The following is a 14495-nucleotide window of genomic DNA, read 5'->3' on the forward strand; positions in this document are numbered from 1 at the left end:
ATGCTTGGCAGTATCAGAACTTGTTCTACTCCAACAAGGATGGTTGTCTAAGCAATAATAAGCGTTATAGGCCTGCTCTATATGCGCAGTGGCTTTTTGTTCGATTAAATCAACGGTTGCAGATTCAACTTCATTATCAGTAAGTAAATTTGGAAAATTAAACATAATCCCGTCTACTTGATCGACAACTCGCGCGTCATTCCATTGGGGGGCTTCACCAACATATACTTTCCCTGAAAATTTTTCTTTAATTCCAGATATTATGTCTCCCATTCGTTCCATGTAGAAATCTTTTAATTCGTCTGTTTCGGCTTGAGAATGTCCTTGGTTATCTACCCCACAACTAAAACATAACCACATGGCACTCCAATCAGCAGACATAGAACCTACACCAATACTCTCTAATTGCTCTGCTTCCCAAAACATATGCCCCTCATGAGCATCCATAATTTTCTTCAGCAGTAGCATGTCAATTTTAACACTCCCATCAAACGGAAATAACAATCGTTGCTCCCCCGCAACACTCATGTTGAATTGCCATACATAATGCACATTCATCCCCAAATCATGTGCAGTTAAAACAATAAATTCTATATCCGCATCAGATAAATGTTTAGTACTATGTTCGACTTTCCATGCTTCGTCATCATTCCAAGAACCAAAATTATAAATCGATGCTGTTGTTACTCCATGTGCTTTCAATCGTCTTAACGTTTCTCTATACATAAGATGGACATATTCTGTTTTTGTGCAATCTTTGACCCAAGAAGCACTCTGATCTTTATCGTAATAATAACTATCTGAATAAGCCTGATAGATCCATTGAACGCCATAATCTTTAAATCCCATCCCTTTTAGGTGTTCATCACCGAATGAGTTTTGAGGCAACGGGATTTCATACTCTCCTATGTATGACCTCGGTATACCTGCGTTGTGCGGATTCACACAAGATCCTTCAAAATCTTGGGCACTGACAGTGACGGCTACATTAGAAGATATATCTCCACAGGTGATGGTAAAAACTTGCTCTCCTTCATTTGTCATAGCGAAAGTTTCGCTACCAGATGTTGATTTATCACCAGACCAATTCCCTGAGGCAGCACAAGAAGATGCGTTACTACTACTCCACGTTATGACAGCTGAGTTACCTAGAAATACTTTAGTTAGATTTGCTGATATGGATGCAGTTGAAGAGTTGCTAGGAGGAACTTTCGATTCACTGCTACCCCCACCTCCACAGGCGTTTAAAAACAAAATAACAATAATGATAAAATACTTGTTTGAAAAAAACATCGAGAACCTTGATAAATATTTTGAGTCATAAGTTACAGCAAAGGTTGTAAAAATTGTCCATATAAATGCAATTTCACTAGTCTAGGCACGCATTTTGCTGGTAGCTTTACAATTCGCAAATGCATTAATAGTCGCTTTTTAGTCGATATTTAGCTGACATTTAAATGACATTGTATCTAAATAAAATACAGCGTTCAATGAGGTGACAGTTACTGATGCCGGCAGCCTCTGCTTTTACTTTGAAGTCATTGCACAGCAATTATGTAAACGGCCGCAAAGGTGGCCCACACGATTATTAAAACCTATTTTATCGAGCCACCGCTAAGACCGAAAATGGCATTAACCTGTCGATTTAGGCTGACTGGAGGGACTGATCCATAAACGGATTTTCGGCTTGTATTCGTTAAAAATTGGTTATCACAATTGAAATTATTCCGTTGCATTATCGCTGATTAACAGACATTTTGAAAATTAGTCAAAACGGTAAACTTTATGACAAATAATACGTTTTAACGAACCTGATACCGCAGGTTTAGACCCCGTAGGCTCACTGCAGAACAATATGGAAAAAGTAATTGTATCTATTGTTTGGTTGTTCATTGCGGCTGCGGTGATAGCTCCTTCGAAAGTGCCATTTTCTGGTGTATTTTAGGGAATCGGAATTTTTCTATTGATGGCTCATATTACTGATGTGGTGGTATTTAGAAAAAAGATGCGCGGGCTAGGGGATTATTTGTTAACCATGCTGTTTGGCTCCTTAAAACTAAAATGAATTAAATCATAATGGATGATCTAAAACGTTTATGGTTAGAGTGTTAAATAGTGACACAAAGGCGGTCGACCAAGGCAAAGCTGGGTTCTGGTAGGCCGCAATTAAACGGAGAATGAGGCGCTTGGGAAGGCATTTAATCTGCTGGTTCGCGTCTTTGATTTTAGCCACATTGATAAAGTGGCTGAACAGTTGGCCGATGTGATGGCCGTGAGCCATTATTTGCGGCCTTGCTGGCTTCACGCCAAAGCTGTGATGCAAGCCTGTATCAAAGCTGGTATTTATTAAACCTATATCACCGGTTAAGACTCTGTCTTTCGTCTTTTTCAGGGTCTATATTCATAGATGAAAATTCAATGTGGTGTCAAAGGGTCGTGTCGATTTGGGTGTTTTTCTTTTCAGGAATTTAACGAGTCATTTTAAGGAATTAAGGTTCTTTTACTGTTCTAAAACCAATATGACTGGTTCCCAGCCCAGTATCTTGTGCATGTCTCGCTGCCGGGCGGTAGCGCATACAAAAATCCTCTGCACATAGATATGAACCTCCTTTTATAACGCCAACCGCAATCCCCGGTTGTTTTGCATCATACCCTTTTGCGGGAAGATTTGGAGGCAACTGATTCGGGTCAAAATGACGAGGGTAATAGATGCTTTGAGTCCACTCCCATACATTTCCAATTAAGTCGTGAATGCCAAAGTGATTCTGAGGATAACAACCCACGGGTGCTAATCCTACATAACCATCTTCTGCGGTGTCGTTAAAAGGAAATAAACCTTGCCATGTGTTCGCTATATATTTTCCATTTTCAGTTAGTGAACTTCCGGTCGCATATTTAGCGCCATCTATGCCCCCTCTGCTTGCAAACTCAAACTCAGCCTCCGTAGGTAGTCGATTTCCTTTCCACTTGGCATATGCCAACGCATCGTCATAGGCAATATGTATGACTGGAAAGTGGTCTTTATCTTTAATATTACTATCTGGGCCTAGAGGATTGTTCCAATTAGCTCCTTCAGTAAAATGCCACCAGTTCATAAATGTAGCGGCTCCAACTGCTTGTGAAAGCTTAATAAACACTGCAGAGCCGGGTATTAATAAATCAGCAGGAATATCAGGATAATCGTCAGCGTTAGGGATTCTTTGAGCTATCGTTATATAACCCGTTGCTTCAATAAATTCAGAAAATTGCAAATTAGTGACTTCATGACGATCCATATAAAAATCTTGTACGACTGTTTTTATGGCGGGCATCTCATCTGGATATACCGCACCCGCACCCATTGTGAAAGTCCCTCCTTTAATAAAGGCCATTCCTGCTGGCTTTGTGCATGCCTTTGAATCTTGCATCTGAATGTCAAACATCTGAGTGTCAAACATCTGATAACTAAGAAACGCAAGAAGTAAGCCTACGGATCCCAATATTAAATTGCGTTTTGCCATGTAAAACTTCCATCTGAAAAAAATGATGATGTATTTGATCTCATCATCATTTTTGATTTTGCTAGATTTAGGTACAGTAAATTAACGTCCCTATTAAAACTTAGCTTTTGTATTTGATGAACTCATTAGTTTGGATAGTAAATAAACTCATCCCCATCGGCCCAACCTTCTTTATCCATTTTATCTATATTGATTGGCACTTCTAAAACTGAGGTCCAACGTGGCTGCATAAGTCCAGAGTTATGGGCGATGAGTAATGTTGTTAGTTGTTTAACTTTTTCTGGGTTGGATTCTGCAAGGTTGTTTTGCTCGCCTGGATCTTCAGTTAAATTAATTAACCATGTTTTACCTGGACGTTTACTGACTTGAAGTTTCCAGCCATCCGACAATACTGCTTGATAATGATCGTGTTTCCAAAACAATGCATTATGTAATTTTCCGCTGGATTCTCCTTTGCCATGAGGTATTAAGTTTTTACCATCAATGGTTCGGTCACTAGGAACTGAGGCTCCAGCTGCGGCCGCAATAGTAGGGAAAATATCTGTGTGGTGAACCACGTCGTTTACTTGTTCTCCTTTGGAAAATAGAGCAGGCCATTTAACAAAAAACGGAGTACGAATACCACCTTCAAAAAAAGTGACTTTCCAACCACGATAAGGCTTATTAATATCCGCCACATTAATCATGTTAGTACCGCCATTATCGGATACAAAAATGATCATGGTATTGTCTTCCAAGCCATTATCTTTGAGTGCTTGAGTGACTCGACCCACACTACGGTCTAACGATTTAATCATGGCGGCATAAACACGTTGTGTATGATCTTTGATTTGCGATAGTGAATCATAATCTGATTTCAATGCTTGCAAAGGATTATGGGGCGCCCAGTGAGCCAGATTTAAGTAGAACGGTCGATCTTTATTGGTTTCAATAAACTTAACCGCCTCGTCTGTGTAGTAGTCAGTAATATAGCCATCAGGTTTGAAATAGTCTAAGCCATTAAAGCTGGCGGCATATGACATCATCGACCAGAGAAATTTGTTGTAAGGGTTTGAGTTTTGTTCGGCAGCGACTGAATTAGGATCGTCCGCTGGTAAATACAAACCACTTGCCATGAGTAATGCGTCATCAAATCCTTGCTGGTGTGGCAACATGCCTTCACCACGGCCAAGATGCCATTTGCCTATGTGGCCAGTTTGATACCCTGCATCTTTTAACATTTCGGCGATGGTAATTTCGCTATTGGGCATACCCAACTCTTCAAAAGGTAGACGGTCATCTTCGCCTGTAAAAATAATCGGTGGGGCAAACTCTGTCTGCTCGGTTAATGCATTCATAACGGTAGACATGCCATCTGGTACGGGGGTTGATTCAAAACCAAAACGGGAGCCATAACGCCCCGTCATAATGGCCGCTCGAGATGGGGCACAGGTACCGTCTGCGGTATAACCACGGGTAAAATTAACACCATTTTGGGCAAGTTCATTAATGTTTGGGGTGTGCAGTGCGCCGTTGTCGACACCACCACCATTTAGGCTGATGTCATTCCAACCTAAGTCGTCGGCTATGATGAGAATAATATTAGGTTTACGTTGATGAGCAGGCACCACAGTTAAATCAGCAGGTTGAGGTGTCCATTGAATCTCTTTATGTTCGGCCACAGGGTGCTTTAGTTTATTGAGAACACCTGGGGCATGCAAAATGATTTGCTTTCGCATGACAACGCCGATGACAACAATAAGCACTAAGGTGATACCTATCCATTTTAAAAACTTCATATCTAACTCTCTATTTTTAAATTTTGACAACTTAATTTTGACAACTTAATTTTAGTCACTCGCGATAATGATATTGGCCTAAAAAGTTACCAGACGCTTCTGAACCACCTTGTTGTCTGGGCTTTGTGCATAGCGATGATAAACGGTTTTTATTCAAATACATTATTGTCATGTTACATGACAGTACCTGTTGTTGCTTGATTATTATGCAGTCCAATCTAATCCAATCCAGCCCAATTCAGCCCTATCCAATCTAATCGAAGTGAATGTGCGCTATGTTTAAATGGAACAGAGCGCTTTCTTCGTGTTAAAACAAAGTATATGTTAAAAATATTGAAGTATTTAATCGGATAAGCCTGACCATGTTTTTCATCCTTGAAACCCTTTACAAAAAAATAATCACTTTATTTATTTTATATTTTCACCTGAACCGCTAGCGGCTAAATTTCAAGCATTCTGAAAATCCCGCAGATACTCATTGTTATGCCACTATGAATGATGAAATATTTCGAGTCAAAAACAATAATATTCAGTTTTGGTGAGGTATATTGACATGCGTTATGACGATAAGTATCGTTATGCCTTTAGTTTTAGAAGTATAGATAATGGTTAAAGAGAATAACTGATGACAATACAAGTAACGCCTATAGATAACAAAGGCAAGTTTGCGTTTCAAAATATAAGATTCATCAAACTTTTTTCATCTTTTTTCATCCTCTTTATTCTTGGCAGTGTCGGACTCTATTTATTAAGGGGTGTACCCCAGGATGAAATTCCATACCCAGATACAGCCTCGTATGGTGACGTGTTAAATGGCTACAGTGGAAGGCCCATCCCATACAATGAGATCCTACTTGCATACCGATCCTGGTTTGATTTTAACGTTATCATCTATAACGACCTAAATAACGTGCTCTCGGACCAAGAGTTTGACTCTTTAGACTTTGATGCAATCCAGCGAACAACTGGGGCAAGCCGGTTGATTAAAAATGGCCATCGGTATTGGGTTCTGGATAAGATAGAAACATATCGAAAAACACCCATCAAAAGTATCGGCGGGCATGAGTTTTTAGTGCCCGGGCATGTATCAGTTTCAATGTGGGACGTCGTGTCTAGAAAACCTTATACAGTAATGACGGTTGAAAGAGACACTATCTATACCTACTTTTCGAACAAAAAAGTCTATCGGCTGATCGACTCAACAGGCAAAGTATTTACCATGCAGGCAGCATCACGGGCTATAGCGAAGGATCAAACCATAGATCAATTGGAACAACTCGGCACCCGATTGGTGTTACCACAAGGTTGGCAGTTCAGAGTCGATGTGCTTAAAGAGGAACTCGTTTTGGCATCCGGTGGAAAAACAGAAATCATTCAAGACGAATTTCAGAACACCTATCAACGTAACACAGCACAGTAGACCTAATAATTAAAGGGACAGAGCCATGCTATTGCCCTATAACAAACGTTCTTAAACGGCATTGTTAAATTGGTGCTGCTCCATTGGGTGACTTTATTCAGGACCGAATGAATCATCAGAACCAGAGGTAAAACCTGAGTAAGGCATGGTTGTTTTTGATTGTTGCGGTCTGGTTGTCGACGACATTTATACGACAAAAAATTTTCCAGACTTCAGACTGTGGGTGTTGTTGAATGTATAATTGCCTGTTAATGAACACCTGAGCATACGCGCCGCTATTTACTAGAGAAAATCGCTGCCAACGCACAACAGATTGGAGCTGTGTAGCAACAAGGTGTATTAATTTATGTGTGTGGTGATGCACATCTATGCTGATCGATATTATGCTGACCGATAGACGTCAGGCTTTAGAGCAGATCTACGTGAGCGCATAACACCTGAAAATAATGTGGTGGCCATCCAGCAAACATATACTTGGTAGTAAGAAACAGAAGTAGAGAGTCGTTTTCTTATTGACGCTCGGGCTTAAAATTGAGTTCCTTTGTCGCTACCGAAATCAACGAGTAACTGCCTTGGTTGATGCTTTACGACGTAATCTGATGATAGAGAAAACGTAGGTAGAAAAATTAGTAAGATTAGTAAGATTAGTAAGATTAGTAAAAGGAGCAGTGGAGCGGATACTTAATGATGATAAGCAATACTTTATTTAAGTTGAGTTATGACATGTTGCATGACAATATATATGCGGTTGATTATCATGCTATCTAATCAAAAAGAGTATGCTTTATGTTTAAATGGAATAGGGTGATACCTATATCGTTGGCTCAAACTAAATGATGAAAACCTTATTGCCCTTTTTTTTAAAAGCTGTTTCTAGTGACTTGCTCCGCGATGTTAAGAGGCAAGTGCGTCTAGTCAAAAGAAAATTACAGGGCCAACCTGCAACCCTCGATATATTTTTAAAAACAGACGACCCATATAGCTACTTGCTGTTGCAAGCCTTATCTTCTATTGAAAAGCGGTTTGAAGTTATTTTCAAATTCCATGTATTTCAAGAAATTGACAGCGACATGTATCCCCGTTTTGATATGTGGTTGGACTATACAAAATACGATGCTTATCACTTAGCAAAACTTTATGATCTGCGTTTTCCGAGTCAAAACGAACTCCCCGTCATTAATAAAGAATTAACAAATAATTTATCGCTGGCTTTAGTCAATATTGAAAACCATAAAGAATTTATACCAAAATCGATAAAGCTATTCGAACAGTACTGGTTTCACGCTACAACTTCTGCTGTGGACGATGTCTTGATTAAACAAAACCAACGAAAGTTGTCTGAAAATTTTGTATTGCTGACTAAGTCTGGTCATTACTCAGGTGCTATGGTGTATTTTGAAGGTGAGTGGTATTGGGGCCTTGATCGTCTTGATCACTTAGAAAAACGTTTGATTGTTCTTGGTTTGACTCACTCTAAAAAAGAAAGCGTACATTTCGACCGCACCTATGAAACATTTTGTAAAGCGCCATCATCAGCTATGGGAGGCGACAAGCAAACGCCTTTGGTGCTTTATTGGTCTGCTCGAAGTCCATATTCATACATCGCTTTGGAGCGTGCAATTATGCTCTGCGCTCACTACAAAATTCCATTAATGATTAAACCTGTATTACCAATGATGATGCGGGGTATGAATGTTCCTGATACAAAAAAAATCTATATTTTTTTAGATACTAAACGAGAAGCTTCGAAACTAGGTTTGCCTTATGGGTGTGTGGCCGACCCATTGGGCGCAGCAGTGGAGCGTTGTTACTCTCTAGTTGAGTATGCAAAATCCGAAAATAAGTATCACGACTTCCTGTTGAGTTTTGCCAAAGGGGTGAACTCACAAGGTATTAGGGCTGAGACTGATAAGGGGTTGAAGACCATAGTTACGCGTTGTGGGTTGGATTGGAACATAGCAAAACACAAACTGAAGGATCAAAATTGGCGGGTATTAGCTGACAAAAATCTAGAAGAAATGTATTCGGTGGGTTGTTGGGGAGTGCCAACCATATGTTATCGCGATTATCACTTCTGGGGACAGGATAGATTTAGCATCATGGAAAACCAGATCCTAAGAGACGAACAAGGTAAAAAATCATAAGAGTATTTTAAGTGTTGTTCTTTTGATCCGCTAGAGCGAGGTGTAAAAATGCAACAACTGTTTGACGGGAATAAATTAAATACCAAATTATAGCGGCCGATTTAACATGGATCCACGGAGATAATAGTTTGAAAAATTATGTATTGAAGTTCATTTTGACCATGATGGTTTTCAGTAGCAGTTGTACGATAGCTGCCCAGCAAAAACCTAATGTATTAGTGGTGTTGTTAGATGATGTAGGATTTATGGATTTTGGTAGCTATGGTGGAACTACAGCTACACCCAACATTGATAAATTAGCGCAACAAGGGGCCAAGTTTTCTCGGTTTTATACGGCAGCGCAATGCGCGCCAAGCCGTGCCATGTTGATGACGGGCAAAGACAATCATCAAGTGGGTATTGGCTCTATCATAGAATCCTTAGATCCGGCCCTAAGACAATATCCTGCTTACAGCATGATATGGGATGACGATACCCAAACCATGGCAACTCGGTTAAAGGCGTCAGGGTATCAAACTTTTGTTAGTGGTAAGTGGGGCATAGGCGAGTCTGGTGCTAACTTACCCAGTAAGTTTGGATTTGATCGTTCATTTGTATTAGATGCAACGGGCGCGAGCAACTATGACGAGCGTCCATACATTCCAGTTAACACAGCGGCGAGATGGTTTGAAGGCGGAGAGCGGACCACGCTGCCAGATGATTTTTATTCCTCGCGTAATTTAGTCGATAAGCTGATTGATTATATTGATGAGGGTGAAAGTGAGCAGCCCTTTTTTGCATATTTACCGTTTATGGCCATTCACATGCCTTTACAAGTGCCCAAAGAATACATTGAAAAATATAATGGCGTGTTTGATAAAGGCTGGGATGTCATGGGCAAACAGCGTTTAAAAAAAGCCATTGATTTAAAGCTTGTACCCAGTGACACCAAATTAGCTAAAGCATTAAAAACACATCGCAAATGGGACTCATTGTCTGAACCAGAAAAAGCCTACTGGGCCCGTGCCATGCAAGTGAATGCCGGTATGCTAGAAGCGGCAGACTTTCATTTAGGTCGCCTGCTAGCGCGATTAGAAGCGAAGGGCCAATTAGATAATACTCTCGTGATAGTGACATCAGACAACGGACCAGAAGGCAGTACAGTAGGTTTTGACAAAGGCTTACAAGGCGCTGCGTTTAGTGCGTGGATGTCTATGAACAACTGGAGTACCGAATTTGAAGATATAGGGGGTAAAAATGGCCTCACTACCATTGGACCAGAATGGGCTTCCGTGTCATCTGGGCCGTTTAAGCTGTTTAAATTTAATAGTTCAGAAGGCGGGCAACGTGTTCCTCTAATTATTTCGGGCGCGGGCATTATCAATCAAACTGACTTTCTTCAAGGTCGAGCTCATATGGTAGATGTTCTGCCGACTATTCTTGATCTACTTGATATTCCATTCGAGCAAAATGAGCTATACGGCCGAAGTTTGATGCCATTAATTAGCGGCCAGTCACAGCAAGTTTATGGCTCCGATGAGTCTTACGCTATTGAGGTGGGCGGCAATGCATCTTTGTATCGAGGCGACTGGAAAATTGCACGAGTTAATTCTCCTTCAGGGGATGGTCAGTGGCATTTATTTAATTTGGCACTCGATGCAGGTGAAGCTTATGCTTTGGAGGATGAACACCCTGTACTGTTTCAAGCACTGCTAAATGAGTACTTAGCATATGCCGCTGAGATGGGAGTTATTCAACCAAGTTTGGACTCAAATGATAGAGAGCAAGTGATCAAAAACATGATCCGCAAGCAATTAGGGGTGATAGGACCATATCTTTTTTTCATCGTTGCTCTGGTAATAGGTTTGGTTTACTTGCGGAGTCGAAAAAAACTTAACTAATTGCACCACAACATGAATTAATTTAAGGAAAGTGTGATGACCATAAAAAAAATTGGATTAATTATTATCACTGCTTTTGCAGTCACCGTAGTTATTTATTTGGGGCTACCCAAGGCTCTAAATATATTTGGATTGCATCCTCATTATGATATGCCAGCATACGACCTAAGCGGAAAACGAGCCTTGATTGTGACCACTAGTCACGGTGTATTAAGTGAAAAAGTTGGCGACAAAGAGGCCAAAGCAACAGGGGTGTTTAGTTCAGAGTTAAGCATTCCATATTATGCTTTGTTGGATGCGGGTATCGAAGTAGACATTGCATCTATTAAAGGAGGGGAAATTCCTATTGAACCTAACTCTATGGGCTGGCCACTAGCTGCGGCTGAAGATAAGCGCTTTAAAAAAGATGCAGTTGCCTTGGCAAAAATTGCCCACTCTATCCCTATTAGTCAAATTGATGCCACTCAATATGATGTTGTTTTTATGTCTGGAGGCTGGGGAGCCGCCTATGATATGGGGCGTTCCGCTGAATTAGCAGATGTTGTGACCAAAGCAAATGCTAAAGATGCAGTGATTAGTGCTGTGTGCCATGGTGCATTAGGCTTACTCAATGCCAAAGCAAAAGATGGTTCGTCTTTGATTGCAGGGCGAAGTGTAACCGGGGTAACCGATTTGCAGGTAAAACAGCTGGGTATTGATATTACCCCTATGCATCCAGAAACTGAGCTAAGAAAAGCCAAAGCTCATTATGAATCTAATACGGCGTTCCGAGATATATTTGCGACACATGTGGTGGTAGACGGTAATTTAGTCACAGGTCAAAACCAAAATAGCAGTGCAGAAACTGTTCATCGCATTCTTGAAATATTAAGTCAATAATGGCTAAAACATTCACATTTATCTGAGACCATTAAGTGACAGCATGAAAAATTAATATAAATCGTGTACTTCAGAGCTGTTTTATAATGGGTAAGTTGAGAGAATAACTGTTTTTTTCAAGCGTTTAGCCTATTACTTTTAAATAGTGGCTAGCTCTTATCAATTTAAAGAATATAAATGTGTTACGTTATGCCATTTTTTCTGTCCAGGTTAAAATATGAAACTCTACACCGATCTAAACTTCTGAGAATAACAATTCTAAAATTTAGTAATGTTTGAAACTGGTTTGCATTACAACAGGCAGTTTCAAGTACATTTTTGACAGTAGACTCTAATCTAAGAGAAGAAGCTATCGACCTAAAACGGTCGAAAAAGAATTCGAGCTATCAGATTATATTGAGCCAAAATAATTATACGATTTATCAAATTTGACTGACTGCAAAGAGCGAAAAGCAGTCAATGAGTATATTCGGTTTTTGATTGAGCGATCGTCTAAAGCAGACATTAACGCTTTGCATGTGGGATTTTAGGAGCGCTTGCAATATGTGAAATTTTTACCATAGTCACTTGTTAGGTGATGATTGCTATAGCACAATAAACGAACCCGTTTGGTTTGAGTTTGCGGCTAATTCAGCAGTTGCTTGGAATGTGCCAGTTGTTGATGAAATAAAAGTAAGAGTGAAATTACCATTCGAAATAGCTGAATCAACTATGGCTGCATTGCCTTGACTTCCAATCGTTGTGTAAGTGTAGGAACCAGACGAATTAAAGGTATTAACTCCATCACCTAAAACCTTATAAGTCATTGCTGTATTTGAAAATACCACCATCGAAATACCAGCACTTGCGAATGGAGCAGAGCCGTTATCAATTGTCATTTTGTACGATTTACCTGCTAACGAGCTTGGGGCTGGGACGCTAGAATTTGAGTTGCTATCACCATTGCTATTGCTGCTGCCACCGCAACCAGTTGCAAAAAAAATGACGACTAGAAATATTGCACATAATTTTACGGTTTTCATATTTTATCTCTCTACACTATATGGATTAATCAAAATCATATTATAGGCGTGAAAACACCTAACAGGGTTTATGTAGAAGTCTAAGTAATTCCCCAACGTCTACATATATTCAATTATACTAATCTGTCACACAACATTGAGTTAAAAAGCTTTTTTGTACTTTTGCTATCATGTTCCTGTCGGCAACTCACTACATCACTCTCTGATAAATTTGAATTTCTTCCCACCTTGCTTCAACTGGAAGGTGGAATAATCCACCAAGTTATTGTCTGTGCCAAAGATCATGACAATACCAGCCGGATCGAAACGAAACTCATTGGTGGAATATGGTGTGAGCTTAAGTGCACGCTGACCAGGGGACTGTGCCATGATATCGCCACCATTTACCTTAATATTTATTGTAATCGGAATTTTTTGAGAAGCGAACATCCCCTCATATTTAACTAAGTCTCTTTCTGACAGTTCAATGGCTTTTTGCTCAAAGTCTGGAATGTCATAGGGACGACCATAATAAATACTCAAAATGGCTATGCTGATATCGTTCATAGCATAGTTTAAACCGTTGGAAGTAAGGGCAAAAGCTACATCATCAGTTTCAAAATAGCCAGATTGCGAACGAAAACCATCAATGCCCCCGGTATGTCCATAGGCCTTTTTATCGTAGAAAGGGAATTGGAACAGTCCTCGACCAAAACCTTGGTTTTGCTCTTTCATTTTGGCCAGAGAATCGGCAGAAACGAGCTTGCCAGTAAGGAGGCTGGAAAGGAATGTTGTTACCTCAGTGGGGGTAGATATTATGGCTCCAGCACCATGAGGTATGCTCATATCCGTTACCGTGTCCGGTAGCCAAGCTGTTGTGTTATGTGTGTAAGACTTCGCCTGATTTTGTTTTACATTGACTGGCCCACCATACACAGTTCTTTTAAGATTCAACTTTGTTGAAATACGCTTTTGTAGTTGGTTGGCGTAGGTGTCTTGTGTGATGTCTTCTAGGATAAAACCCAGCATAACATAGCCACTATTTGAGTAATTTCCGCCACTGTCTGGTTTGAAGTCACTATCCAAATCCTCGATTAAATTTACCATCTCGGCTTTCGTTTTAGCTTGAGTCATATACTGATTATATTCAGGCGTATTGGTGAAATTGTGGATCCCACTTCTGTGACTTAACAGCATAGAAATCGTGATCTTTTTCGCATTTTTCACTTTAGGATAGTACTTGGCCAGCTTGGTATCCAAGGAGAGTTTACCCTCATCAATCAGCTGAAAAATCATAGTGGAGGTAAAAACTTTGCTTATGGAACCTATCCGGTACTGGGTATCTTTATTGGCTTTTTGTTTATTTTCTACATAAGCAAAGCCGATAGATTTTTGGTAAATGGGTTCACCGTTTTCGAGCACCGCCATACTAAACATAGCCTTTTCATGTGCTTCGAGGGTTTCCAGATATTGATCAAGTTTGGCTTTATCAAAGCCTTGAGCCGAAACACTACTTACGCAAATAAAGAAAATTAAACTAAAGATTTTGTTCATGATGTTTTCCTTGCAGTATGAACTGGTATAAAAAGAGTAAAGGTTAGGTCTGATCTATACAACGAATCATTATTTTGTTGCTGTATGGAGACTAACTTAACATAAGGCTCTATGTCGACAATTCATCTAAAGCGTAAATCCCAGCATCTGAGCTGACCGTCTCCTTACTACTAATTGGGATAGTTTATTGGGTAGAACGTGAACAGCCGCTTTTGGCACAAAGTTCTCCTTCAGGTTTAACACTCGACTGTCCGGTATTAGGCTCGAAGCTGCAAGTCAACTCTGTCCTTATCAACTTCTGCAATTGGCAAATTATAACCAGACATAACTAGCTCCTGT

At 40.1% G+C, this 14495-nt stretch carries 10 protein-coding genes; 5 read left to right on the forward strand and 5 right to left on the reverse strand.

The genetic code is table 11. The features are described from left to right. Positions 1–945 (reverse strand): hypothetical protein (locus tag QZ562_RS14780; protein WP_293761655.1); only part of this gene is annotated, 945 nt, incomplete at its 3' end. Between the two features lie 31 nt (positions 946–976). Here QZ562_RS14780 and QZ562_RS14785 point away from each other — a divergent pair. Next, a complete protein-coding gene (locus tag QZ562_RS14785) occupies positions 977–1324 on the forward strand; it encodes a hypothetical protein (protein WP_293761657.1) in 348 nt (115 codons plus the stop codon). 1165 nt (positions 1325–2489) lie between these two features. Here QZ562_RS14785 and QZ562_RS14790 read toward each other — a convergent pair. Continuing rightward, on the reverse strand, positions 2490–3500 hold the full coding sequence (locus tag QZ562_RS14790; RefSeq protein WP_293761659.1) for a formylglycine-generating enzyme family protein: 1011 nt from the start codon (positions 3498–3500) through the stop codon (positions 2490–2492). A 125-nt stretch (positions 3501–3625) separates the two neighbouring features. After that, complete coding sequence (locus tag QZ562_RS14795; RefSeq protein WP_293761661.1) at positions 3626–5278, reverse strand: sulfatase-like hydrolase/transferase; 1653 nt, start codon at positions 5276–5278, stop codon at positions 3626–3628. Positions 5279–5903: 625 nt separating this feature from the next. On the opposite strand from QZ562_RS14795, the gene QZ562_RS14800 reads away from it, so the two are divergent. From QZ562_RS14800 to QZ562_RS14815, 4 genes are all read left to right on the forward strand, one after another. Further along, on the forward strand, positions 5904–6698 hold the full coding sequence (locus QZ562_RS14800) for a hypothetical protein (RefSeq protein ID WP_293761663.1): 795 nt from the start codon (positions 5904–5906) through the stop codon (positions 6696–6698). Between the two features lie 905 nt (positions 6699–7603). Next, positions 7604–8842, forward strand: a complete 1239-nt coding sequence (locus QZ562_RS14805) for a DsbA family protein (protein WP_293761665.1) — start codon at positions 7604–7606, stop codon at positions 8840–8842. A gap of 128 nt (positions 8843–8970) precedes the next feature. Then, a complete protein-coding gene (locus QZ562_RS14810; protein ID WP_293761667.1) occupies positions 8971–10722 on the forward strand; it encodes an arylsulfatase in 1752 nt (583 codons plus the stop codon). 36 nt (positions 10723–10758) lie between these two features. Further along, positions 10759–11601 carry a type 1 glutamine amidotransferase domain-containing protein gene (locus tag QZ562_RS14815; protein WP_293761669.1) on the forward strand — a complete coding sequence of 281 codons (843 nt, stop codon included), beginning with the start codon at positions 10759–10761 and terminating at the stop codon, positions 11599–11601. A gap of 584 nt (positions 11602–12185) precedes the next feature. Here QZ562_RS14815 and QZ562_RS14820 read toward each other — a convergent pair. Further along, complete coding sequence (locus tag QZ562_RS14820; RefSeq protein ID WP_293761671.1) at positions 12186–12623, reverse strand: hypothetical protein; 438 nt, start codon at positions 12621–12623, stop codon at positions 12186–12188. A gap of 195 nt (positions 12624–12818) precedes the next feature. After that, complete coding sequence (locus QZ562_RS14825) at positions 12819–14156, reverse strand: serine hydrolase domain-containing protein (RefSeq protein ID WP_293761673.1); 1338 nt, start codon at positions 14154–14156, stop codon at positions 12819–12821. Positions 14157–14495 lie beyond the last annotated feature (339 nt).

Origin of the sequence: uncultured Paraglaciecola sp. (assembly GCF_913058035.1) — a bacterium.
Taxonomy (GTDB): domain Bacteria; phylum Pseudomonadota; class Gammaproteobacteria; order Enterobacterales; family Alteromonadaceae; genus Paraglaciecola.